23 protein-coding genes are annotated in these 24,718 nt (G+C 61.6%); 17 read left to right on the plus strand and 6 right to left on the minus strand.

Annotated elements, in window-relative coordinates; genetic code table 11:
* The first annotated feature begins 95 nt into the window (after positions 1 to 95).
* Together FG13_RS21430 and FG13_RS21435 are read left to right on the plus strand one after the other, a co-directional pair.
* On the plus strand, positions 96 to 947 hold the full coding sequence (locus FG13_RS21430; protein WP_035824105.1) for an MOSC domain-containing protein: 852 nt from the start codon (positions 96 to 98) through the stop codon (positions 945 to 947).
* Positions 948 to 981: 34 nt separating this feature from the next.
* Entirely contained in the window at positions 982 to 2,139 is a 1,158-nt protein-coding gene (locus FG13_RS21435) for a GGDEF domain-containing protein (protein ID WP_035824106.1), read from the plus strand.
* Here the strand turns inward: FG13_RS21435 and FG13_RS21440 are convergent, their stop codons facing one another.
* The gene (locus FG13_RS21440) at positions 2,140 to 4,119 is read right to left on the minus strand and encodes a monovalent cation:proton antiporter family protein (protein WP_035824107.1); all 1,980 of its coding nucleotides are present in this window, start codon (positions 4,117 to 4,119) and stop codon (positions 2,140 to 2,142) included.
* An 84-nt stretch (positions 4,120 to 4,203) separates the two neighbouring features.
* On the opposite strand from FG13_RS21440, the gene FG13_RS21445 reads away from it, so the two are divergent.
* From FG13_RS21445 to FG13_RS21480, 8 genes are all read left to right on the plus strand, one after another.
* Entirely contained in the window at positions 4,204 to 5,238 is a 1,035-nt protein-coding gene (locus FG13_RS21445) for a KpsF/GutQ family sugar-phosphate isomerase (protein ID WP_035828559.1), read from the plus strand.
* Positions 5,238 to 5,771, plus strand: a complete 534-nt coding sequence (locus FG13_RS21450) for a KdsC family phosphatase (protein ID WP_035824109.1) — start codon at positions 5,238 to 5,240, stop codon at positions 5,769 to 5,771. The genes FG13_RS21445 and FG13_RS21450 overlap by 1 nt, the downstream gene beginning before the upstream one ends.
* 42 nt (positions 5,772 to 5,813) lie before the next feature.
* Positions 5,814 to 6,425, plus strand: a complete 612-nt coding sequence (gene lptC / locus FG13_RS21455) for an LPS export ABC transporter periplasmic protein LptC (RefSeq protein ID WP_035824112.1) — start codon at positions 5,814 to 5,816, stop codon at positions 6,423 to 6,425.
* 25 nt (positions 6,426 to 6,450) lie between these two features.
* On the plus strand, positions 6,451 to 7,032 hold the full coding sequence (gene lptA / locus FG13_RS21460; RefSeq protein ID WP_035824115.1) for a lipopolysaccharide transport periplasmic protein LptA: 582 nt from the start codon (positions 6,451 to 6,453) through the stop codon (positions 7,030 to 7,032).
* Positions 7,032 to 7,787: an LPS export ABC transporter ATP-binding protein gene (gene lptB, locus FG13_RS21465; protein WP_035824117.1), complete on the plus strand. Its 756-nt coding sequence runs from the start codon at positions 7,032 to 7,034 to the stop codon at positions 7,785 to 7,787. Before lptA ends, lptB begins: the two co-directional genes overlap by 1 nt.
* A gap of 4 nt (positions 7,788 to 7,791) precedes the next feature.
* Positions 7,792 to 9,270, plus strand: coding sequence for an RNA polymerase factor sigma-54 (locus FG13_RS21470; RefSeq protein ID WP_035824120.1), 1,479 nt, complete (start codon positions 7,792 to 7,794; stop codon positions 9,268 to 9,270).
* Positions 9,271 to 9,339: 69 nt separating this feature from the next.
* Positions 9,340 to 9,702: a ribosome hibernation-promoting factor, HPF/YfiA family gene (gene hpf / locus FG13_RS21475; RefSeq protein WP_035824124.1), complete on the plus strand. Its 363-nt coding sequence runs from the start codon at positions 9,340 to 9,342 to the stop codon at positions 9,700 to 9,702.
* Positions 9,703 to 9,837: 135 nt separating this feature from the next.
* On the plus strand, positions 9,838 to 10,923 hold the full coding sequence (locus FG13_RS21480; protein ID WP_035824126.1) for an enoyl-CoA hydratase/isomerase family protein: 1,086 nt from the start codon (positions 9,838 to 9,840) through the stop codon (positions 10,921 to 10,923).
* On the opposite strand, the gene rapZ is transcribed toward FG13_RS21480, so the two are convergent.
* From rapZ to ilvA, 5 genes are all read right to left on the minus strand, one after another.
* A complete protein-coding gene (gene rapZ / locus FG13_RS21485) occupies positions 10,924 to 11,787 on the minus strand; it encodes an RNase adapter RapZ (RefSeq protein ID WP_035824128.1) in 864 nt (287 codons plus the stop codon). It lies immediately after the preceding gene.
* A gap of 148 nt (positions 11,788 to 11,935) precedes the next feature.
* Positions 11,936 to 12,871, minus strand: a complete 936-nt coding sequence (hprK, locus tag FG13_RS21490; RefSeq protein WP_034753337.1) for an HPr(Ser) kinase/phosphatase — start codon at positions 12,869 to 12,871, stop codon at positions 11,936 to 11,938.
* Positions 12,872 to 12,907: 36 nt separating this feature from the next.
* On the minus strand, positions 12,908 to 13,390 hold the full coding sequence (locus FG13_RS21495; protein WP_034753339.1) for a PTS sugar transporter subunit IIA: 483 nt from the start codon (positions 13,388 to 13,390) through the stop codon (positions 12,908 to 12,910).
* A gap of 347 nt (positions 13,391 to 13,737) precedes the next feature.
* Entirely contained in the window at positions 13,738 to 14,580 is an 843-nt protein-coding gene (gene queF, locus FG13_RS21500) for an NADPH-dependent 7-cyano-7-deazaguanine reductase QueF (protein ID WP_035824131.1), read from the minus strand.
* Between the two features lie 119 nt (positions 14,581 to 14,699).
* Entirely contained in the window at positions 14,700 to 16,235 is a 1,536-nt protein-coding gene (gene ilvA, locus FG13_RS21505; protein WP_034753344.1) for a threonine ammonia-lyase, biosynthetic, read from the minus strand.
* A gap of 201 nt (positions 16,236 to 16,436) precedes the next feature.
* On the opposite strand from ilvA, the gene FG13_RS21510 reads away from it, so the two are divergent.
* From FG13_RS21510 to ubiE, 7 genes are all read left to right on the plus strand, one after another.
* Complete coding sequence (locus FG13_RS21510; protein WP_035824134.1) at positions 16,437 to 16,928, plus strand: YqaA family protein; 492 nt, start codon at positions 16,437 to 16,439, stop codon at positions 16,926 to 16,928.
* A 258-nt stretch (positions 16,929 to 17,186) separates the two neighbouring features.
* Positions 17,187 to 21,227, plus strand: coding sequence for a DUF3683 domain-containing protein (locus tag FG13_RS21515; protein WP_035824140.1), 4,041 nt, complete (start codon positions 17,187 to 17,189; stop codon positions 21,225 to 21,227).
* Positions 21,227 to 21,676 (plus strand): HIT family protein, encoded by a 450-nt coding sequence (locus tag FG13_RS21520; protein ID WP_035824142.1) that lies wholly within the window; start codon positions 21,227 to 21,229, stop codon positions 21,674 to 21,676. Before FG13_RS21515 ends, FG13_RS21520 begins: the two co-directional genes overlap by 1 nt.
* 9 nt (positions 21,677 to 21,685) lie before the next feature.
* The gene (locus tag FG13_RS21525; protein ID WP_035824146.1) at positions 21,686 to 22,135 is read left to right on the plus strand and encodes a gamma-butyrobetaine hydroxylase-like domain-containing protein; all 450 of its coding nucleotides are present in this window, start codon (positions 21,686 to 21,688) and stop codon (positions 22,133 to 22,135) included.
* Positions 22,136 to 22,350: 215 nt separating this feature from the next.
* The gene (locus FG13_RS21530) at positions 22,351 to 22,695 is read left to right on the plus strand and encodes a YciI family protein (RefSeq protein WP_035824148.1); all 345 of its coding nucleotides are present in this window, start codon (positions 22,351 to 22,353) and stop codon (positions 22,693 to 22,695) included.
* Between the two features lie 2 nt (positions 22,696 to 22,697).
* Positions 22,698 to 23,939, plus strand: coding sequence for an RNA polymerase sigma factor (locus tag FG13_RS21535; protein ID WP_035824150.1), 1,242 nt, complete (start codon positions 22,698 to 22,700; stop codon positions 23,937 to 23,939).
* Positions 23,940 to 23,968: 29 nt separating this feature from the next.
* Entirely contained in the window at positions 23,969 to 24,703 is a 735-nt protein-coding gene (gene ubiE, locus FG13_RS21540; protein ID WP_035824152.1) for a bifunctional demethylmenaquinone methyltransferase/2-methoxy-6-polyprenyl-1,4-benzoquinol methylase UbiE, read from the plus strand.
* Positions 24,704 to 24,718 lie beyond the last annotated feature (15 nt).

A 24,718-nucleotide genomic window follows, 5' to 3' on the forward strand; every position in this document is an offset into this window, starting at 1 on the left:
GCCTGGCCGATTTACGCTTGCCCGCTTTGCTGCCATACTTCGCTTCTGAATAACTTCCTGGCAGAAGCAGCAACACTGTTCCTTGTCCCTGGTTCATGGCTATCCTGTCCGACATCATCCTGTATCCGATCAAATCGTGCGCCGGCATCCACTTGCGCGAAGCTGTCCTGACGCGCTCGGGGCTGATGAGCGAGCACGTGTTCGACCGCGAATGGATGGTGGTCGATGAGCAGGGCCGCTTCCTGACCCAGCGCGAACATCCGCGCATGGCGCTGATCGTGCCGTCCATCAAGGCCACCACCCTGGAATTGCGCGCGCCGGGCATGCTGCGCCTGGAAATCGAGCTGGGTTTGCCGCATCCGCAACTGGCACCGATGCTGGACGTGCAAGTGTGGGACGATAGCGTGCGCGCCTACGATTGCGACGACGTCACTGCCACCTGGTTTTCCAACGCCATCGGCGTGCCGTGCCGGCTGGTGCGCTTTCACCCGGACGTGGTGCGCGCCACGAGCACCAAATGGACGGACGGCGTGGCTGCCGAGACCATGTTTGCCGATGGCTACCCGGTGCTGATCGCGGGCAATGCTTCGCTCGATGACGTCAACGACAAGCTGCGCGCCGCCGGCCGCGAGGCCTTGCCGATGAACCGTTTCCGTCCCAACCTCGTCATCGGCGACATCGGCGCCTTCGAGGAAGACTACGCCGATTTCCTGCAATTCGGCGCGACCGTGCTAAAACCCGTCAAGCCGTGCTCGCGCTGCCCGATCCCGTCGGTGGACCAGGCCACGGGCGTGCCCGGACCGGACCCGCTCGATGTCATGCATGGCTACCGCGCCAAGCCCGAGCTCGACGGCGCCATCTGCTTCGGCATGAACGCCATCGTCACCGAAGGCGGCGATGAGCGTATCGTGGTGGGGCAGGACATCGGTTTCGAACTGGCATTTTAAGCATGGCGCCCGCACACAAGGGTTTAAGGTTTCTATGAATCAAGCAATACCGCCGGATCCGCGCATTGCCAGCCTCGAAGCCGAAAACCAGGCCTTGCGGGCGCGTATGGCTTTCCTGCTGGAACAGGTCGAGCGCAACCACGACATCATGTGCCGTCACCAGGCGTTCGACCTGGAAATCGTCGGCGCGTCCACGTTTCCCGAACTGATCGGCACCATCTTCCGCACCTTGCCCGTGATTTCCGACCTCGACGGCGTGACTTTGAGCCTGCTCGACGAGGATGACGATATCGTGCTGGTGATGGAAAAGCTGGGCGTCGATTTCAGCGCCTTTCCGCAGTTGCTGTTCGTGCATGCCGTGGCGGAGCTGGGTTTTGCCGCACCAAAGCCCGTGGCCGAGGGCGAAGCGGCCTTGCCGCCGATGCCGCTGCTGGGGGCCTTCGATGCGGCCGTGCATGGCCCGCGTTTTCCGGGTATCGATGCGCTGCGCAGCGTGGCGCTGGTGCCCTTGCTGCGCAACAAGCGCCTGATTGGCAGCCTGAACCTGGCCAGCAGCGACGTGACGCGCTTTACGCCCGCGCTGGGCACGGATTTCATCAAGCACATGGCGTCCATCATTGCCATTTGCCTGGAAAACGTGATCAGCAATGAAATGCTCAAATACATCGGCTTGACCGATTCCCTGACGGGCGTCTACAACCGCCGCTATATCGACCGCCGCCTGCTGGAAGAAATTGCCCGCGCGCGGCGCCAGAATTATTGCATCTCATGCATGTATATCGACATCGACCATTTCAAATTGGTCAATGACACGCATGGCCACCAGGGCGGCGATGAAGTGCTGCGCGAAGTGGCGACGCGCATCCGCACGGAATTGCGCCGCTCGGACGCGCTGGGCCGTTTCGGCGGCGAGGAATTCGTCGTGCTGCTGATCGACGCCGACCTCGACAGCGCGACTTTCGTGGCCGAGCGCATCCGCGCCAGCATCGCCGGCACCATGTTCGACTTGCCGGGCAGCGCGCAAGCGTGGGTCAGCGTGTCGATCGGCGTGGCCAGCCTGGAAGCGGACGCGGCGCTGCTGCCGATCGAAACGGTGGCGCAGCAACTGGTGGCGCATGCCGACCAGGCCCTGTACCAGGCCAAGGCCGATGGCCGCAACAAGGTCGTCAGCTGGCAGGCGCAGTCAGGTTAATTACTTTAACAGTAAAGTTTCTGCTTTGGCCACGGCGTCGGCCGTGCCGCGCAGCACCACCACGTCGCCGCTGGCCAGCTGCGTCTCGGGGGTGACATCGAGGCGGCCTCGGCCGCGGCGGATGGTCGTCACGGCAGCGCCGCAGCCGGCCACGTCGATCGTGCTCAGGGGCAAGCCCACGCAGTGCGCGCCTTCGCTGACGGTGACCGTATGCAGGCGTTCCAGCTCGGCATCGTCGCCTGCGTCGCTGGAACCGTGGAAATAGCCGCGCAGGGACGCATAACGCTCCTCGCGCGCCGCCTGCACCCGGTGCACCACGCGGCGCAGGGGCACGCCCATCATGATCAAGGCGTGCGAAGCGAGCATCAGGCTGCCTTCCATCAATTCAGGCACCACTTCGGCCGCGCCAGCCTTCTTCAGCTGATCGAGGTCGGTATCGTCGTGGCTGCGCACGATGACGGGCAAGGTCGGCGCCATTTCGTTGAGCAAATGCAATAATTTCAAGGCCGAGGGCGTGTTGGCGTACGTGATCACCACGGCGCTGGCCCGGTAGATGCCGGCCGCCACCAGGCTTTCGCGCCGGCCCGCATCGCCATACGACACGTGAGCGCCGGCCAGCTGCGCTTCCTGCACCCGCTCGGGGTCCAGATCCAGCGCGTGGTATTCGATCTTTTCTTCCGCCAGCAGGGTGGCCAGGCTTTGCCCGCTGCGCCCGAAGCCGGCGATCAGCACGTGTTTCTGCGAGGCCATGGTGCGCGTGGCGATCTTGGTCAGCGCCAGCGATTGCATCATCCAGTCGTTGGCCGCCAGTTTCATGACGATGGCGTCGGACTTGGCGATGAGGAAGGGCGCCACCAGCATCGACAGCACCATCGACGCCAGCACCACCTGCACGACGAACGGGTCCATCAGCTTGATGCCGCCAGCCAGGTTCAGCAGCACGAAGCCGAACTCGCCAGCCTGCGCCAGTCCCAGTCCCGTGCGCAGGGCCACGCCGTTGCTGGAGCCGAACAGCCGGGCCAGGCCCGCGATCAGCGCGAATTTCAGCAGCACGGGGCCGCACAGCAAGAGCAGCACGAGCCACCAGTTGTCGAGCACGACGCGGATGTTGAGCAGCATGCCGACGGTGATGAAGAACAGGCCCAGCAGCACGTCGCGGAAGGGCTTGATATCTTCTTCCACCTGATGCTTGAATTCCGTCTCGGAAATGAGCATGCCGGCAACAAACGCGCCCAGGGCCAGCGACAGCCCGGCCCGCTCCGTGATCCACGCCGCGCCCAGGGTAATCAACAGCAGGTTGAGCATGAACAATTCTTGCGAGCGGCGCTTGGCGACGATGGTGAGCCAGCCGCGCACCAGTTTCTGGCCGATGAACAGCAGCAAAATGAGTACGACGAGGGCCTTGCCGCCGGCCCAGGCCAGGGTTTCGGCCAGGTTGTCCGAATCGCGCGTGAGGGCTGGAATCAGGATCAGCAGGGGCACGACGGCCAGGTCCTGGAACAGCAAAATGCCGATGATCTTGCGGCCGTGTTCGCTTTCGAGCTCCAGCCGCTCCGTGAGCATTTTCGAGACGATGGCCGTCGACGACATGGCCAGCGCGCCACCCAGGGCGAACGCGGCTTGCCAGCTCAGGTGGATGTAGGCGGACAGGTAATGTCCGACGAGCCAGCCGAAGACGACGGTGGCGATGATGGTGGTGACCACCTGCGCCATGCCAAGGCCGAAGACGATGCGCCGCATGGCGAGGAACTTGGGCAGAGAAAACTCGAGCCCGATGGAAAACATCAGGAAGACGACGCCGAACTCGGCCAGCGTATGGCTGGCCTCGTTTTCCGCCGCCAGGCCCAGCGCGTGGGGGCCGATGACGATGCCAACGGCCAGGTAGCCCAGCATGGGCGGCAAATGCAACATTCTGAAAGCGACCACGCCCAGCACGGCGCTGCCGAGTAACATCAGGGTCAGTTCAAGCGAGGAAAACATGGGTTGCCCGGTACGGTCAATGGAAATCGTTGTTTGTTGTGACTGGCAAGTTTTTTGCTTTCCTAATTCGTTTATACTTTGGGCATGAGTGTAACCCATGAAAAAACAATGCTGAAAGCTTTTGATCGAATTGACATGCAAGCGACGACCGAGCGCGCCGTCGCGCTGGCCCGCACCACCTTGCAGATCGAGTCCGACGCCATCGTTGCGTTGCACGCGCGCCTGGCCACGGACGACAGCGTGGGCCGCGCCGTGGCGCTGTTGCTGCAATGCAAAGGAAGAGTCGTCGTCTCCGGCATCGGCAAATCCGGCCATATCGCGCGCAAGATTGCCGCCACCCTCGCTTCCACCGGTACGCCGGCCCTGTTCGTGCATCCGGCCGAAGCGGCCCATGGCGACCTGGGCATGGTCACCTCGGACGATGCTTTTATTGCCATATCGTACTCGGGCGAGTCGTCGGAACTGATGGCCATCATGCCCGTCGTCAAGCGCATGGGCGGCGTGCTCATTTCCATGACGGGTAAGCCGAATTCCAGCCTGGCCCAGCTGGCCGACGTGCACCTGGATGTTTCTGTTGAAAAAGAAGCCTGTCCGCTGAACCTGGCGCCGACGGCCAGCACCACCGTCACCCTGGCCCTGGGCGACGCGCTCGCCGTGGCATTGCTCGACTTGCGCGGCTTCAAGGAAGAAGATTTTGCCCGCTCGCATCCAGGTGGCGCCCTGGGCCGCCGCCTGCTCACGCACGTGCATGACGTCATGCGCAGCGGCGAACGGGTGCCGCAAGTGCCCGTGGACGCTTCCTTGCTGCAGGCGCTGGAAGAAATGACGAAGAAGGGCATGGGCATGACGGCCGTTGTCGATGCGGACAACCGCCCCGTGGGCGTGTTTACCGATGGCGACTTGCGCCGCATGTTCGAGCGCGTGCAGGATTTCACGCAAGTGGCGATCCGCGACGTCATGCATGCGCAGCCGCGCAGCATCGCGCCCGAACGCCTGGCCGTCGATGCCGTGGCCGTGATGGAGCAGTTCCGCATCAACCAGATGCTGGTCGTCGATGCCGACGGCAAGCTGGTGGGCGCGCTGCATATCCATGATCTGACGCAAGCGAAGGTGATTTGATGGACAGCGTAGCGGACAACCTGGCGCGCGCGGCCAAGGTCAGACTGATGATCTTTGACGTCGATGGCGTGCTCACCGACGGCAGCCTGCATTTCGGCCCGGACGGCGAGATGATGAAAACGTTTAATGTGTATGATGGCCTGGGCATCAAGCTGCTGCAGGAATCGGGCGTGCAGACGGCCATCATCAGCGCGCGCCGCTCGGCCATCACGGCACGCCGCGCGCAGGACCTGGGCATTACCCATGTGCACCAGGGCGGCCACGACAAGCTGACGCCGTTTCGCGAACTACTGGCGCTGACGGGCTTGACGGAAGAGCAATGCGGCTATATCGGCGACGACGTCATCGATGCGCCCATCCTGAAGCGCGTCGGTTTTGCCGTCAGCGTGCCGGGCGGGCGCCCGGAAGCGCAGGGCCTGGCGCACCATGTGACGCAGGCCGGCGGCGGCCGCGGCGCCGTGCGCGAGATCTGCGAATTCCTGCTGCGCGCCCAGGACAACTATGCGCGCGTCATGGCGCCGTTCCTGGAGTGAGGCGCGCCTTGCCGCCAGTGATATTGGAAAGAGTGAAACCCTATGCGTAAGCCAGGAGGCGCCCATCGCTGGCGCACGATTTTTACCCTGCTGGGCGCGGTTGTTGTCGCGCTGGCCAGCTTTTGGCTGCTCGAAGTGATGAACAAGAACAGCCAGGACATCAAGGCCAGCAAACATTTGGATGAGCCCGATTATTTCATCACCAATTTCAGCCTGGTGCGCATGGATTTGACGGGCAAACCCAGCTATATCGTGTCGGGCACCAAGCTCACGCATTATCCGGCCGACGATTCGTCCGATATCGACCAGCCCTTCGTGCGCAAGCTCACGCCAGGCATGCCGCCGTTGAACATGAATGCGGAACTGGCGCATATCGACCAGGACAATACCCGGCTGCAACTGCACCGCAAGGTCGTGATCGACCGCGTGGCCAGCCCGAAGGCGCAGAACCTGACGGTCAGGACGGAAGCGCTGACGGTGTTCCCGGATGAGGAAAGAATGGAAACGGACGTGCCTGTCGATATCCTGACGGGCGCCTCGCGCCTCAATGGCGTCGGCATGAAGGCCAATAACGCCACCGGCGTGGTGGAAGTGCAGAATGCGCTGCGCATGGTCCTCCCGCCGAAACCGCGCCCGGCCGCGGCGGCAAAATGACAGAATGAAACAAGGAAACCATACTATGAAGAAGATCTTGCTGTTGACCGTATTTTCCCTGGCCATCATGGGCGTGGCGCATGCCGAGAAGGCCGATTCCGAGAAGGAAGCCGTCATCACGGCACGCAGCGGCCACGTCGATGACGTCAAGCAGGTGCGCACCCTGACGGGCGACGTCGTGCTGGTGAAAGGCACCCTGACCATGAAGGCGGGCCGGGCCCTGATCACGGAAGATCCGCAAGGCTACCAGTTCATTACCTTCTGGGCCGATCCCGGCAAGCTGGCCACCTTCCGTCAGAAGCGCGATGGCGCGGGCGACCTGTGGGTCGAAGGCGAAGCGGAGCGCGTGGAATACGACAACAAGACGGAAGTGGTGAAACTGTTTTCCCGGGCCAAGTTGACGCGCCTGGAAGGCACGAAAGTCACCGACGTGGCCAACGGCGCCTTCATCTCGTATGACAGCCGCAAGGAAGTGTTTGCGATGGAAAATTCCAACAGCGGCACCAGCACGCCCGATGGCGGCAGCGTGCGCATGGTGATCCAGCCGAAGACCAAGGCGCCGGCGGCGGAGAAAGCGCCGGCCACGCCCGCGCCAGGAAAGAAATAATGGAAAATACACGTTGCGGCAGCACCCTGATCGTTCGCGGTCTGCAAAAAACCTATGGCAAGCGGCAAGTCGTGCATGATGTCTCGCTGCAAGTCGAATGCGGCGAAGTGGTGGGGTTGCTGGGCCCGAACGGCGCCGGCAAGACCACCTCGTTCTACATGATCGTCGGCCTGGTGCCGTCGGACGGCGGCAGCATCGATATCAGCGGCGTGGACATTTCCAGCCTGCCGATCCACCGCCGCGCGCAGATGGGCCTGTCCTACCTGCCGCAGGAAGCGTCCGTCTTTCGCAAGCTGACGGTGGAAGACAATATCCGCGCCGTGCTGGAAATCCAGACCGTCGAAGGCCGTCCTTTGAAGAAGGCCGAGATCGAGGAGCGCCTGGACAAATTGCTGGCCGACTTGCAAATTGAAAAGCTGCGCGAGAACCAGGCCCTGTCCCTGTCGGGTGGCGAGCGCCGCCGAGTGGAAATCGCCCGCGCGCTGGCCACCGATCCCCGTTTCGTGCTGCTCGACGAGCCGTTCGCGGGCGTCGATCCGATCGCCGTGATCGAGATCCAGCGCATCGTGCGTTTCTTGAAGGAGCGCAATATCGGCGTGCTGATCACCGATCATAATGTGCGCGAGACGCTGGGTATCTGCGACCGTGCCTACATCATCAACCAGGGCTCGGTGCTGGCGTCGGGACGCCCCGACGACATCATCGCGAACGAGTCGGTACGCCGGGTCTATCTGGGCGAACACTTCCGCATGTGAGCCAATGAAACAATCATTGCAGCTGCGCACTTCGCAGCACCTGGCACTGACGCCGCAGTTGCAGCAATCGATACGCCTGTTGCAATTGTCTACCCTGGAATTGCACCAGGAACTAGAGCAATTGCTGACGGACAATCCCTTGCTCGAACGCCTAGACGATCCGCTCGACCGTTCGCTGCGCCTGCTGTCCGACGGCGCCTTGAGTTCCACGGCCGCGCCGGCCGAAGCGCCGCCCCAGCCGCCAGGCCAGGAAGCGCCCGCCGCGCCGGCCGAAGCGGAAACCTTTGATGGCGAGGCGGGCGACAGTCCGGCTGCCGCGGATGGCGGCGACAGCGACTGGAGCGAGGCGAGCCGCGGCAAGGCGCCGGACGATGAAGATTCGCGTCCACAGCTGGAAGCCCATCACTGCACTCTGCGCGAGCACCTGATGGAGCAGATGCGCGTGACGGTGCTGGAATTGCGCGACCGCGCGCTGGTTGAGCTGATCATCGACGCGCTCGACGACAATGGCTACCTGGAAGAGTCGCTCGACGACATCCTGGCGCGCCTGCCGGAAGAGCTGGAAATCGACGCCGACGAGATGCGCACGGCCTTGTCGCTGCTGCAAAGTTTCGATCCGCCCGGCGTGGGCGCGCGCAATGCGTCCGAATGCCTGGCCCTGCAAATCAAGCGCTTGCCGCACATCGCCATGGTGACGCGGCGCATGGCCCTCGTCATCGTGGAAAAGCACCTGGCCTGGTTTGCCCAGCGCGATTTCAACAAGCTGAAAAAAGCCCTCGATTGCGACGAGGAAGACTTGCGCGAAGCGCAGACGGTGATTCGCCAGTGCAATCCGCATCCGGGCGCCGTGTTCGCCTCGGACGTGTCCGATTACGTGGTGCCTGACGTCGTCGTCAAGCGCGCGCGCAATGGCTGGCAAGTGACCCTGAACAACGACGTCATGCCGCGCCTGCGCGTCAACGCCATGTACGCCAACCTGCTCAAGCAGGGCAAGGGCGAGGGCGCCATGGGCGCACAGTTGCAGGAAGCCAAGTGGCTGATCAAGAATATGCGCCAGCGCTTCGACACCATCCTGCGCGTGGCACAGGCGATAGTAGAAAGACAAAAGAACTTTTTCTCGCATGGGGCCGTTGCCATGCGCCCCCTTGTGCTCCGTGAAATAGCTGATACACTGGGTTTACACGAGAGTACTATCTCGCGGGTAACAACTCAAAAGTACATGCTGACCCCGCACGGCATGTTCGAGTTGAAATATTTCTTTGGTAGCCACGTCGCCACCGAAGCGGGGGGCGAAGCGTCATCGACGGCGATACGGGCATTGATCGTGCAACTGACAGGAGCAGAAGACCCTAAAAATCCTTTATCCGACAGTAAGATTGCGGACATGCTGGGGGAACAAGGCATGGTGATTGCGCGACGTACTGTTGCCAAATACCGGGAAGCGTTGAAAATTCCGCCAGTGAGCCTGCGTAAGTGTTTGTAAGTTTTTTTCGGTTCCTCTGCGGGCCGGATAGGATGGACCGCACGAACCCGATCATCTTTAGGAGTGTGTATGAATCTCACCATCAGCGGACATCATCTCGAAGTGACACCAGCCATCCGTGAATACGTACAAACGAAGCTGGAGCGCGTGAAACGTCATTTCGATCAAGTTATCGATATCGCCGTGATTCTGACCGTGGATAACCTCAAAGAGAAAGAAAAACGTCAAAAGGCTGAAGTCAACCTGCGTTTGAGTGGCAAGACTGTCTATGTGGAAAGCCTGGCGCACGACCTGTACGCCGCGATCGATACCCTGATCGACAAGCTCGATAGGCAAGTGATGAAATACAAAACCAAAGTGCAAGGGCACGGTAAAGAGGCGATCAAGCATCTGCCAGACAACTCCGAGGAAGACGCCGTCGTCGCCGTTTAAGGCCACCCGCTTCCAGCAGTTGTGATCAACTAAGGGCGCACATCTTGCGCCCTTTTTTGCGCCTGGACCTGTTGAACGCAATCTTCCCCGCGCAAGGGCTAGAATGTTTGCACTTTCACTTCTTTCCTGCCTGCCATGAGCGACTTCGTCCAGACCTCCATCCGCAACCGCACCGGGCACATCGTGCTCGACCGTCCGAAAGCCTTGAATTCCCTGTCGCTGGAGATGGTGCGCGCCCTGAGCGCGGTCCTGCTGGCCTGGCGCGACGATCCGCACGTGGACGCCGTCGTTATTCGATCGAGCAGCGAAAAAGCCCTGTGCGCCGGCGGCGATATCCGCTTCTTTTACGATGCGGGCCAGGCCACGCCGCAAGGCGGCAGCGCCTTGCTGGAAGATTTCTTTACGGAAGAATACGCCTTAAATCATGTGATTCATTTCTATCCGAAACCGTATATTGCCGTGATGGACGGCGTGGTGATGGGCGGCGGCATGGGCGTGGCGCAAGCCGGGCCCGGCAACCGCCTGCGTATCGTCACGGGCCGCACACGCATGGCCATGCCGGAAGTCAATATTGGCTTGTTCCCTGACGTGGGCGGCAGTTATTTCCTGTCCCGCCTGGCCGGCCAGCTGGGCCTGTACCTGGGCTTGACGGGCTTGACGATCAGCGCGGCCGACGCCCTGTACACGGGCCTGGCCGATGTGTTCCTGCCCGAGGCGCAGATGGGGGCGCTGCTGGCCCTGTTCGACTCGACGCCGGGCGAGGCCTTGCCGGTAGCCGTCAAGGCGCTGGCGGCACCGTTCCAGGCCGGGGCGGGGGTATCTTCCCTGGCGACGGCGCGTGCGGCGCTGGATCGCCATTTCGGCGCGGGTTCGGTGGCGACCATCATGGCCTCGCTGGCGCAGGACAGCAGTGCATTCGCCACCAAGGCGCTGGCGGCCATGCGTTTGCGCTCTCCTTTGATGATGTCGGTCACCCTGGAATTGCTGCAGCGGGGCGCTCACCTGGGCGTGGCCGATTGCCTGCGTCTGGAGCGCACGGTGGTGCGCCATAACTTCGCGCATGGCGAAGTGCTCGAAGGCGTGCGCGCGCTGGTGGTCGACAAGGACAATGCGCCGCGCTGGAACCCCGCCAGCCTGGACGACGTCGACGCTGCCATGGTGGCGCGCTTCTTTGCCCCCGTCTGGCCGGCTCAAGCGCATCCGCTGCGCCACCTGGATTAACTAGGAGCGCTCGCGGTGGCGCAGCACCACCCGTTCATTCGGGCCGAAGTATTGCGCCAGTCGTTCCGCCATGTATACGGAGCGGTGCTGGCCGCCCGTGCAGCCGAGGGCCACCGTCAGGTAGCTGCGGTTGTCGGACTTGAATGACGGCAACCATTTTTCGATGAAAGCGCGGATGTCGGCCAGCAGTTCCAGCGCGCTCGGCTGCGCGTCGAGGAAGGCGATCACGGGCGCGTCGCGTCCGTCGAGGGGGCGCAGGGCCAGGTCGTAATAGGGATTCGGCAAGGCCCGCACGTCGAAGACGAAATCGGCGTCCAGCGGCACGCCCAGCTTGAAGGCGAACGATTCGAAGAACAGGGTCAGCGGCGCGCGTTCGGAGGCGACGATATCCTTGATCCAGGCGCGCAGCTTGTTGGCGCTCAATTCCGACGTGTCGATCACATGGCCCAGTTGTTCAATGGCCGACAGGCGCTCGCGTTCTTCCGAGATGCACTCGATCAGGGTGCGGCGGCTGGCGGGATTCTGGTTCGGACGCAATTCGTGCGACAGCGGATGGCTGCGCCGCGTTTCCGAGAAGCGCGCCACCAGCGAATGCGTGGTGGCCGTCAGGAACATGACCTTGACGTCGTGCCCCTGGTCGCGCAGCAGGGCCACATTGTGCGGCAGGCTGGTCAGCGACTCGGCGCTGCGCGCATCGACGGCGACGGCCAGTTGCGGTGTACCTTCGTCGAGCAGGGTTTGCACCAGGCTGGGCAGCAAGGCCGGTGGCAGGTTGTCGACACAATAGTAACCGGTATCTTCCAGCACATTGAGCGCGACGGATTTACCGGAGCCGGATATTCCGGTGATAAGGACGATATGCATACGCCGATCATACAATAAAGATCGACGCTCTGCTCCCAAGGCAATTATCTTTACAAATTATTGCAATTATTGTTCGAGCATTGCTTGTATTTAATTGTTGCCATTGGCGTCAATGTGGGGTCAGACCCGTCGGGTCGGACCCCGGTAATTAATCGCCACTCATTGCCAAACGTTGCCGCTCCATGAACTCCTGCAAGGTATCGATGCCGCGCAGCTGCAGAATCGTATTGCGCACGGCCGCTTCCAGCAGCACGGCGATGTTGCGGCCGGCGGCGACGGGGATGACGACCTTGCGCACGGGCAAGCCCAGCACGTCTTCCGTGGGGAACAGGAAGGGCAGGCGCTCGACCTCTTCTTCCAGTGCGTTGCGGCGCACCAGGTGCACGATCAGTTTCAGGCGCATCTTGCGGCGCACGGCCGTTTCGCCAAAGATGGCCTTGATGTCGAGTAAACCCAGTCCCCGCACTTCCAGCAGGTTTTGCAGCAGCGGCGGGCAGCGTCCTTCGATCATGTTGGGCGCGATGCGCGAGAATTCGACGGCGTCATCGGCCACCAGGCCGTGGCTGCGCGAAATCAGCTCCAGGCCCAGCTCGCTCTTGCCCAGGCCCGAATCGCCCGTGATCAGCACGCCCACGCCCAGCACGTCCATGAACACGCCATGCATGATGATGCGTTGCGCCAGCTTTTTCGACAGGTAGACGCGCAGGAAGTCGATCACTTGCGCGGCCGGCAGCGGGGTGGAGAACAGGGGAATGTTTTGCTCGTCGCAGATGGCGAGGATGTCGGGCGGTGTTTCCAGCCCCTGCGCGATGATCAGCGCGGGCGGACCGCCGGCGATCAGCTCGCCAATCACGTGGGTGCGCGTGTTGACCTTCAGGCGCTGGTAGTAATTGATTTCCTGGTGGCCAAAGACCTGGATGCGGCCCGGATGGATCAGGTTCAAGTGGCCCACCTGGTCGGCGGCCGACGAGACGTCGCCCGAGATCAGGCGCTCGCCGCCGGGGAAGCCGGCGAACCAGCCCAGTTGCAGACTTTCACGATTGTCGTCGTACAGGCGTTGTATCGTCAGTGGCGTTTGCAACATGGCAGTCTTCTTCAGGAGTGGAGGAATACCTGAAGTTTAACCCGCCGCTTGCAGACTAGGTTGCCAATTGACGATGCGTGAATGCACGGATTTCGGTTCCGGATCCGTGGCCAGCGCCGTGCGGAAGGCATCGTCGGAAAACATTTCGGCGATTTCCGACAGGATTTCCAGATGTTGCTGGGTGACATGATCGGGAATCAGCAGGAAAAACAGCAGATTGACGGGTTTGCCATCGGGCGACTCGAACGGAATCGGCTCGGCCAGGCGCACGAAGGCGCCCAGCGGCGATTTCAAGGTTTTGCTGCCCTTGACTCTGCCATGCGGCACGGCCACGCCATGGCCCAGGCCAGTCGAGCCCAGGCGTTCGCGGGCAAACAGATTGTCCGAGACGGTAGAGCGGGCGATGCCGTAATTGTTTTCGAAGATCAGGCCGGCTTGCTCGAAGGCGCGCTTTTTACTGGAGACTTCCAGGTCCAGCAGGACGTTTTCGAGGGATAATATTTTGCTAAGATTAGTCATGACACTCAATGAGATGGTGCAATGCGCAGAGGGCTTGCGAGCCGAATTATAGGCCTGTTTCGGTGGCCTGTAACGCCAATTCTCAACAGTATACGCCCGCTGCGGGCGCAGTGGGCGCTACAGCCCGCGTAGCCATCATTTTAGCAAAAAAATAACATCGGCGTGTATCGGCTATTTCCTGATTAAAAACACGCGGCGCACCGGTTTTTCCGCCGCCGAATGCCGATTTTCCGATTTTTCACCGTCTGTGACATGCTCTGCGGCACTACTGCAACGTTGTTTTAAAACACAGCCAACATTCCTGTTGGCATGGTTTCGTCGTGTTGCGCGATGTTACCCAATCAATGTTACTGGCGCGCATTGCGCAGATTGCCTGGCATCGTACCCGTGCTGAAATTGCTGCGCCAGGGATTGATGTCGAGGCCGCCGCGGCGCGTATAGCGCGCATACACGGACAGTTTTTGCGGCTTGCACTGGCGCAAGATATCGACAAAGATGCGCTCCACGCATTGCTCGTGGAATTCATTGTGCTCGCGGAAACCGATCAGGTAGCGCAACAGGCTTTCCTGGTCGATCTGCGGTCCCGCATACTCGATCTGCACGCTGCCCCAGTCGGGCTGGCCCGTCACCAGGCAATTCGATTTGAGCAAGTGCGAGACGAGTTTTTCTTCCACCGGCGCTTCATCGAGTGCCGCCTTCAAGAGCAGCGGCGAGGGCGTGTATTGCGTGATTTCCAGATCCAGGCGGTCGAGCAGCACGCCGTTGAATTCGCCCATTTTCAGCTTGCCGAAATCGTCCTGCAAGGTCAGTTCCACTTGCACGGGCGCGCCGAAACCGTTCGATAAATCCTGCTTGAGCAAGGCCAGCAGCGCATCCGCGCTATCGAGCTTGGTCTGGTTGAACGAGTTCAGATACAGCTTGAACGATTTCGACTCGATGATGTTGGGCGAATCGGCCGGTGCGCTGACCTTGGCAATGGCCACCTGCGGCTTGCCGCGCTGGTTCAGCCACGACAGTTCATATGCATTCCAGATATCGAGGCCGAAGAAGGGCAAGGTGCCGTGCAGTTCCAGCTCGTCGCGCTTGCCCTGGCGCGGAATCGGAAACAGCAATTCCGGCGCGTAATCGGTGCGGTAGGCGGAGCTTTTGCCCAGGGGAGACAGTTCGGCGAGATCGTTGGTGGTGGTCATGGTCGTGTGGCGTGAATTCAGTCAAGGACGCATGGTAGCCTATTTCAACCCAACGGCAAGGACCGGGGTCGGACCCTGCAGGGTCCGACCCCAGCATTTGCAGTTGGGTTACTAACTATTTACCCCAGGAACAGTTTGTAGACAGGATTGCTGCTCTCATCCCAGTAACGGTAGCCCAGGGTATCGAGGAAGCGGGCGAACTCTCCCATCTCGTCGGGCGGCACTTGCAAGCCGATCAGGATCCGGCCCACGTCGCCGCCCTGGCTGCGGTAGTGGCAAAGTGAAATATTCCAGTTCGGCGCCATGCTGTCGAGGAAGCGCATCAGTGCACCCGGCCGTTCGGGGAACTCGAAGCGGTACAGCAGCTCGTCTTGCGCCAGCCGGCTCTTGCCGCCGACCAGGTGGCGGATATGCGACTTGGCCAGCTCGTCGTGGGTCAGGTCCAGGGTCTTGAATTCGTGTTCCTCGAAGGTCTTCGCCAGCACGCTCGACTCATGCCGGTCGGCAATTTGAATGCCGACGAACACGTGCGCGGCTTTTTCATCGCTGATCCGATAGTTAAATTCCGTCACGTTGCGCGCGCCGATGAGCGAGCAGAAGCGCTTGAAGCTGCCCCGCTGTTCGCGCATGGTGACGGCAAACACGGCTTCGCGGAACTCGCCCAGTTCGGCCCGTTCCGCCACAAAACGCAGCCGGTCGAAATTCATGTTCGCGCCGCTGGCGATGGTGACCAGGGTTTCATTGTTGACGGGGTGCTTGGTCAGGCTGGCCCGTTCCACATAGGCCTTGGCGCCGGCGATGGCCAGCGCGCCCGATGGTTCCAGGATGGAGCGCGTGTCCGTAAACACATCCTTGATGGCGGCGCAGATGGCGTCCGTGTCGACCGTGATGATTTCATCGACATATGCCTGCACCAGGCGGAAGGTTTCCTCGCCGGCAAGGCGCACTGCCGTGCCATCGGCAAACAGGCCCACATCGTTCAGGGTCACGCGTTCGCCGGCTTTCAGCGAGCGAGCCATGGCGTTCGAATCGACGCTTTGCACGCCGATGATCTTGATGTCGGGGCGAATCTGTTTCACATAGGCGGCAATGCCGGCGATCAAGCCGCCGCCGCCGATGGGAGCGAAGATGGCGTGGATGGGGCCGGCGTGCTGGCGCAGGATTTCCATGCCGATCGTGCCCTGGCCGGCGATCACGTCCGGGTCGTCGAACGGGTGCACGAAGGTCAGCTTCTGTTCCTTTTCCAGGGTCAGCGCATGGTTGTAGGCATCCGTGTAGGACTCGCCGTGCAGCACCACTTCCACGTTCACGCCGCCGCGCCCCTTGACCGCCTCGACTTTCACCAGCGGCGTGGTGGTCGGCATGACGATGACGGCGCGGCAACCCATGCGCGCGGCAGACAGGGCCACGCCCTGGGCATGGTTGCCGGCCGAGGCGCAAATCACGCCGCGCTTGCGTTCCGCTTCGCTGAGCTTGGACATCTTGTTGTAGGCGCCACGAATCTTGAAACTGAACACGCTTTGCATGTCTTCGCGCTTGAAGTAAATCTGGTTGTTCAGGCGCTGCGACAGGGCAGGGGCCAGTTCCAGCGGCGTTTCAGTAGCGACGTCATAGACGCGGGCGGTCAGGATTTTCTTGAGGTAGTCGATGTTCATAGTCTGCAAGCAAGTGATTCTGGGCCAGAAAGGGTCTGGAGCGTGTCGGGCGATAGCGGCGGCGCCGCGGCGGATAGCCTGGCGACAATAATGCTCTGTGGAACTGCGGGCGGGTATGCCTTTGCCGGCCGGCGCGGATTGTGCGGCGCGCAAGCTGCTCTTCATTATAATGGAGAGCCTTACCGCATCGTGAAGTGTTCCATGATCGAATCCGCAATCGCCTGGCTGCTGCAGCTGATCGCAGCGCCGGAAGTCGGGCTGACATCGGTCTTTCTGATCAGCTTTATTTCCGCCACCTTGTTGCCGCTCGGCTCGGAACCGGCCGTCTTTGCCGTCATCAAGGCCAATCCCGCGCTGTTCTGGGCCGCCATCGGCGTCGCCACCCTGGGCAACACCCTGGGCGGCATCGTCGACTACTGGCTCGGCTACCGGGCCAAGCAGGCGTTTGCCAAGGAGCGCGACACGCGCTGGTTCCGCTGGCTGGCCCGCTATGGCGCCAAGACCATGCTGCTGGCCTGGCTGCCCATCGTGGGCGACCCCCTGTGCACCCTGGCAGGCTGGCTCAAGCTGCCGTTCTGGCCCAGCGTGGCCTACATGGCCGTCGGCAAGTGCGCGCGCTACCTGACCATGACGGGCTTGCTGCTCTACGTTCCTGATGGCGTATGGCACCGGATTGGACAAATGCTGGCCTGAATGGGGCTACATGCAACGCCAATTTGCCCCATTTTTGGGCAGTTCGATAGTTCGTGGCAGAGTCCTGTTCTTGGCATTTTTGCGTCGAAAAATCAGCAAGACTGGTTTTTTATTCATGAAAAATAGGGCTTTTCCGTATTTGCTATGGTAGCGGATGAGGTGCTTAAACCTTGGGCGGAATAAGGCTGTTCCCGCATGGTGCGGCGCAATAAGATAAAATGGGCCTTTAGGGTCCAGTCCACATCGTCACCACACTCCATGAACGCTCCCGCACATATCCAAGCTTTACTGGCAGAAACGCCGAATGGTCCCGCAGCAAGCCGCCTGCGCGAAATCCCGTATAACTACACGTCGTTTTCCGATCGCGAGATCGTCATACGCCTGTTGGGGGAGGACTCCTGGCGCCTGCTCGACGAGCTGCGCGGCGCCCGCCAGACGGGCCGTTCGGCCCGCATGCTGTACGAGGTGCTGGGCGACATCTGGGTCGTGCGCCGCAATCCCTATCTGCAGGATGACTTGCTCGACAATCCGAAGCGCCGCCAGGGCTTGATCGATGCCTTGCATCACCGCCTGGCCGAAGTCGACAAACGCCGCCTGGGCATCGATGCGGCCGGCGGCGACGTCGCTGCCAGTGGCGAAGCGCCGGAAGTGGCCAAGGCGCGCAGCGCCAATGTGGAGCTGCTGCTGAAAGCGGCCAGCAAGGCCGTGGCCGACTTTGGCGACGAATTCCGCAAGACCTACGATTTGCGCAAGCGCACGGTCAAGGTGCTGGGCCGCTACACGGAAAAGCACAATGTGCGCTTCGACGGCATGACGCGCGTCTCGCACGTGACGGACGCCACCGACTGGAGGGTGGAGTACCCGTTCGTCGTGCTCACGCCCGACACGGAAGAGGAAATGGCCGGCCTCGTCAAAGGCTGTATCGAGCTGGGGCTGACCATCATCCCGCGCGGCGGCGGCACCGGCTACACGGGCGGCGCGATTCCATTGACGCCGATGTCGGCCGTCATCAACACGGAAAAACTCATTACTTTGGGCGCCGTGGAAATGACGGTCTTGCCGGGCTTGACGCACGAATACGCGACGATCAATTCGGGCGCGGGCGTGATCACGAACAAGGTGTCGGAAGCGGCGGAAAAGGCCGGCTTCGTCTTCGCCGTCGACCCGACCTCGGCCCACGCCTCTTGCATCGGCGGCAACGTCGCCATGAATGCGGGCGGCAAGAAAGCCGTGCTGTGGGGCACGGCGCTGGACAACCTGGCCTCGTGGCGCATGGTCGACCCGAACGGCGACTGGCTCGACGTCACCCGCCTCGACCATAACCTGGGCAAGATCCACGATATCGCACTGGCACGTTTCCAGCTGGAATGGCGCCACCCGAGCACGCGCGACGCGACAAAACCGAACGCGCCGTTCAAGACGGAAATCCTGGAAATTCCTGGCCGCAAGTTCCGTAAAGAGGGCCTGGGCAAGGACGTGACCGACAAATTCCTCGCCGGCTTGCCGGGCATCCAGAAAGAAGGTTGCGACGGCCTGATCACGTCGGCGCGCTGGATTCTGCACAAGATGCCGAAGTTCGCCCGCACCGTCTGCCTGGAATTCTTTGGCCAGGCGCGCGACGCGATTCCGTCGATCGTGGAAATCAAGGATTACCTCGATGGCTTGCCGGCCAAGGGCGAGCAATACACGACCATCCGCCTGGCGGGCCTGGAACACCTGGACGAGCGCTACCTGCGCGCCGTCGGCTATGCCACCAAGTCGAAGCGGGGCGTGCTGCCGAAGATGGCCCTGTTTGGCGACATCGTCGGCGACGATGAAAATGCCGTCGCGCAAGCGGCGTCGGAAGTGGTGCGCATCGCCAACACCCGCGTGGGTGAAGGTTTTGTGGCCGTCAGCCCGGAAGCGCGCAAAAAGTTCTGGTTAGATCGTGCCCGCACGGCCGCGATCGCCAAGCACACGAATGCGTTCAAGATCAATGAAGATGTGGTGATTCCGCTCAATCGCATGGGCGAATACACGGATGGCATCGAGCGCATCAATATCGAACTGTCGATCAAGAACAAGCTGCAACTGGCCGAGGCCCTGAGCGAATTCTTTGGCAAAGGTAATTTGCCAGTAGGCAAGAGCGACGATGCGTCCGACGACCGCGTCGACGATGCGGAAATGCTGGGCGACCGCGCCGAGCAGGCACAACAGCTGCTGGCCCAAGTCACGGCCCGCTGGACCTATCTGCTGGCCCAGTTCGACCGTCCGCTGGCGGACGTGAAGGGCGAATTGGCCGAACTGGGCATGGAGCGCTTGCTGCCCGTGTTCGATGCGCGCCTGGAAACGCAGCCGGACGCCACCCTGTTCGACGTGGTGCAGGACCGCACCGTACGCATTACCTGGAAGCAAGAGATCCGCGCCCAGCTACGCCAGATCTTCAACGGCGCCGCCTTCAAACTGATCCTCGACGAGGCCACCGCCATCCATGCGCGCATCTTGCGTAGCCGCGTGTTTGTCGCGTTGCACATGCATGCGGGCGACGGCAACGTGCACACGAACTTGCCCGTCAACTCGGACAATTACGAAATGCTGCAGGACGCCCACGAAGCCGTGGGCCGCATCATGATCCTGGCCCGCTCGCTGAACGGCGTCATTTCCGGCGAACATGGCATCGGCATTACCAAGCTGGAATTTTTGACGGAAGAAGAAATCGGCGAATTCCGCAGCTACAAGCAGCGCATCGATCCCGAAGGCCGTTTTAATAAAGGCAAATTGCTGAACCTGCCGGGCATGGGCGCCGACTTGCGCAATGCCTATACGCCATCGTTCGGCCTGATGGGCCATGAATCCTTGATCATGCAGCAAAGCGATATCGGCGCCATCGCCGACAGCGTCAAGGATTGCTTGCGTTGCGGCAAGTGCAAGCCCGTGTGCTCGACGCACGTGCCGCGCGCCAACTTGCTGTACTCGCCACGCGACAAGATTTTGGCGACCTCGTCCCTGATCGAAGCCTTCCTGTACGAAGAGCAGACGCGCCGCGGTATTTCCATCAAGCATTGGGAAGAGTTCGAGGACGTGGCCGATCATTGCACCGTGTGCCATAAATGCGTCACGCCTTGCCCCGTCAACATCGATTTCGGCGACGTGTCGATGAACATGCGCAACTTGTTGCGCAAGATGGACAAGAAGAGCTTTAATCCAGGCACCAAGGCCACGATGATGTTCCTCAACGCCACCGATCCCGTGACCATCAACGCCACGCGCCAGGTCATGATTGGCTGGGGTTACAAGGCGCAGCGCCTGGGCCACGATTTGCTGAAGAAATTTGCCAAGAAGCAAACCAAGGCGCCACCGCCATCGACGGGCAAGCCGCCCGTCAAGGCGCAGGTGATCCATTTTATTAACAAGAAAATGCCGGGTAACCTGCCGAAGAAATCGGCGCGCGCGCTGCTCGACATCGAAGACGACAAGGTCATCCCGATCATCCGCAATCCGAAGACGACGACGGCCGATACGGAAGCCGTGTTCTACTTCCCCGGTTGCGGTTCCGAGCGCCTGTTCTCGCAAGTGGGCCTGGCCACACAGGCGATGCTGTGGGAAGTGGGCGTGCAGACCGTCTTGCCACCTGGCTACCTGTGCTGCGGTTATCCGCAGCGCGGTGCCGGGGAATTCGACAAGGCCGAGAAGATGATGACGGATAACCGCGTCCTGTTCCATCGCATGGCCAACACGCTCAATTACCTGGACATCAAGACGGTGCTCGTCTCGTGCGGCACCTGCTACGACCAGCTGGCGACGTACCAGTTCGAAAAGATTTTCCCTGGCTGCCGCATCATGGATATCCATGAGTATCTGCTGGAGAAAAACGTCAAGCTGGAAGGCGTCAACGGCACCCGTTACATGTACCACGAGCCATGCCACAATCCGATGAAACTGCAGGAATCGGGCAAGACCATCAATTCCCTGATCAGCACGGTGGATAACGTGAAGATCGAGAAGAATGACCGTTGCTGCGGCGAATCGGGTTCCCTGGCCGTCACGCGTCCCGACATTTCTACGCAAGTGCGTTTCCGCAAGGAAGAAGAGATGGTCAAGGGTGCCGACAAGCTGCGCGGCGATGGGTTTACGGGCGACGTGAAAATCCTCACCAGCTGCCCGTCGTGCCTGCAAGGCCTGTCGCGCTACAATGACGATTCGGGCACGACGGCCGACTACATCGTCGTCGAGATCGCCAAACACTTGCTGGGAGAGAACTGGATGCCGGATTACGTGAAACGCGCCAATGACGGCGGCATCGAACGGGTGCTGGTGTAATGTCCGCGCCTTGCGATCTGTGCAGCTTGCTCGACGGCTACGCCAACAAGCAAGGTCTGGAGACCTTGCTGTGGCGCAGCGAGCGCCTGTCTGTCGTGGCCGTCGATGACGCCGCCTATCCCGGCTTTTGCCGTGTGATCTGGAACAAGCATGTGAAGGAAATGACGGATTTGACACCCGGCGAGCGCAACTACGTCATGGAAGTCGTGTGGCAAGTCGAGCTGGCCGTGCGTGAAGTGATGCAGCCGGAAAAGGTCAACGTGGCCAGTTTCGGCAACATGACGCCGCACGTGCATTGGCACGTGATTCCCCGCTACCGCGACGACGCGCATTTCCCGAACCCCAGCTGGGCCGTGGTCCAGCGCGAGACGGCGCCGGAAGTCCTGGCCGCGCGCCGCGCCCTGTTGCCGGCACTGCGCGACGCCATCATTCAACGTTTATCCGCATAAAGTATCGTCATGACTGAAAAAACAGCAACTCCGCAACCGACCGGCTTGACCGTGCACAACCAGTCGCGCGTGCTCGACGTGGCGTTCGACGATGGCAGCGAATTTGTCTTGCCGTTCGAATACCTGCGCGTGTACTCGCCGTCGGCCGAAGTGCAAGGCCATGGCAAGGGCCAGGAAACCTTGCAATTAGGTAAACGCCTGGTCGGCATCACGGGCCTGGAGCCGGTGGGCAATTATGCCGTGCAACCGACCTTCAGCGATGGTCACAATTCCGGCCTGTACACCTGGGCCTATTTGTACAAGCTGGGCGCGGAAAAAGACAAACTGTGGCAAGCCTATCTGGACCAGCTGACGGCAGCCGGCTACCCGGGCGACAGCGGCCGCGACGCCAAGGCCGACATGACGGTCAAGCAATCTTCCGGCCACGTCCACGGACCCAGTTGCGGGCATAAACATTAAAACACCTGAAAAACCTACTGCGCGTCGCCATTTGCGGCCGCCGATGCTCACTGTGCTCAAGCACAGTTCCGCTTCTCGGCCACAACTTGCTTCCGCTCGCTACGGTTTTTTAGGCGTTTAGAAAAAATAATGCGGTACTCTTGTCGGATTGCCGCAGATCCATTCGTCGTATGAATGCCCGCGCTTGCGGGCATTTTTCTTTTGGAGAAGAGACTATGGAATACCTGATCCTGATCTACGCCGACGAGGCGCGCTATGCCACCATGCCAGACGAGCAGATGGCCAGTCTGATGGCCGACTTTGCCAGCTATACGCAGGCGCTGGAGGCGGCCGGTGTGCTGCGCGGCGGGGCCGAGCTGGCGCCTGTGGGCAGTGCCACCAGCGTGCGGGTGCGCAATGGCAAGCCCGTCATCACGGATGGGCCGTTCGCGGAAACCAAGGAGCAGCTGGGCGGCTACTATCTGCTCGCCTGTGCCAACCTGGACGAGGCGCTGGCCTGGGCCGGGCGTTGCCCGGCGGCTTCCCTGGGTACCATCGAAGTGCGGCCTGTCACGGCATAAACATGGTCGGCGACGCCCTGTCGGCCGTCGAGCACGTCTTTCGCCAGGAAAAGGGCAGGGTGCTGGCCGGCCTGATGCGGCGTTTCGGCGACCTGGGCCTGGTGGAAGATGTGTTGCAGGAAGCGTGCCGTAAGGCGCTGGAACGGTGGCCGCGCACGGGCATCCCCGATAATCCCGCCGCCTGGCTCAGTTCCGTGGCACGCAATGCGGGGCTCGATCACGTGCGCCGGGCAGGCAAGAGCGTCGGCGAGGCCGAGGCCGTGTTCTCCGGCCTGCCGGCGCCCGTGATTGAAGAAGCGCACGCCATCGAAGACGACCGCCTGCGCCTGCTGTTCATTTGCTGCCATCCCGCGCTGGCGCCCGAGGCGCAGGTGGCGCTGGCCCTGCGCACCTTGTGTGGCCTGTCCACGGGCGAGATCGCACGCGCCTTCGGCCTGGCGGAAGCGGCCCTGTCGCAGCGGCTGTTGCGCGCCAGGCGCAAGATCGCCGAAGCGCGCATCCCCTTTGAGTTGCCACCTGAGCAAGAATTGCAGCCACGGCTGGCGCAAGTGCTGCAGGTGATTTACCTGGTGTTCAGCGAAGGCTATTGCGCCAGCGGCGGCGACACCCTGCTGCGTGCGGACTTGTGCGCCGAGGCGCTGCGCCTGGGGCGGCTGCTCGACTGTCTGCAGCCTGGGCAGCCGGAAGTGCAGGGGCTATTGGCCCTGATGCTGCTGCAGGCGTCGCGCGGCCCGGCCCGTCTGTCGCCCGAGGGTTTTCTGCTGACGCTGGAAGAGCAGGAGCGGCGCCTGTGGGATGGCGCCTTGATTGCCGAGGGACTGGCCGTGCTGGCGCAGGCCTTGCCGGCGCGCGCGCCGGGGTCGTACCAGTTGCAGGCGGCGATTGCCGCCTTGCACGCCAAAGCTCCCACGGCCAGCCAGACGGACTGGCGCCAGATCAGCACCCTGTATGGCGCCTTGCTGCGGCACAAGCCGGAACCCTTGATTTTGCTCAATGCCGTGATCGCCTGCGCCATGGCGCATGGGGCCGCACACGGGCTGGCGTGGCTCGATCGCCTGGAAGCCGTGCCCAGCCTGGCGCTATCGCATTATCTGCACGCGGCCCGCGCCGACTTGCTGCGCCGCCAGGGCGACCGGCCGGGGGCGCTGGCGGCGTATGCCCGGGCGGCCATGCTGGCTTCGAATGCAGTCGAAAGGCAATACCTTCTCCGGCGTCACGGGGAAATGCGCCTGCCGCTTGTATAATGCTCCCAAGTTCAAACAGACTGCCTACCATGACCAATACGACCCATTTCGGATACAAAACAGTTGCAGAAGACGACAAAGTGCGCGAAGTCGCCAAGGTGTTCCATTCCGTCGCTGCCAAATACGACGTGATGAACGACTTGATGTCGGGCGGGCTGCACCGTCTGTGGAAGACGTTCACCATTGCCAACGCGGGTGTGCGCCCCGGTTTCAAGGTGCTCGACATCGCCGGCGGTACGGGCGACCTGTCGAAGGCATTCGCCAAGCAGGCGGGCCCTGCCGGCGAAGTCTGGTTGACCGATATCAATGAATCGATGTTGCGCGTGGGCCGCGACCGCCTCTTGAATCGCGGCTTGCTCACCCCCACCATGTTGTGTGACGCGGAAAAACTGCCATTCCCCGATAATTATTTCGACCGTGTCAGCGTGGCCTTTGGCCTGCGCAACATGACGCACAAGGATGTGGCGCTGGCGGAAATGCGCCGCGTGCTGAAACCGGGCGGCAAGCTGCTGGTGCTGGAGTTTTCCAAGGTGGCCGCGCCCCTGCAAAAGCCGTACGACCTGTATTCGTTCTCGGTCTTGCCGTGGTTCGGCCAGAAAATCGCCGGTGACGCGGAAAGCTATCGCTACCTGGCAGAATCGATCCGCATGCACCCGGACCAGGAAACCCTGAAGACCATGATGGAAACCGCGGGCCTGGAACGCGTGCAGTACTACAATTTGACGGCAGGTATTGCCGCTTTGCACACCGGTATCAAGATGTAATGCATCAACGTTGGT

Origin of the sequence: Janthinobacterium sp. RA13, from assembly GCF_000745325.1 — a bacterium.
In the GTDB taxonomy this organism is placed as follows: Bacteria; Pseudomonadota; Gammaproteobacteria; order Burkholderiales; family Burkholderiaceae_D; genus Janthinobacterium; species Janthinobacterium rivuli.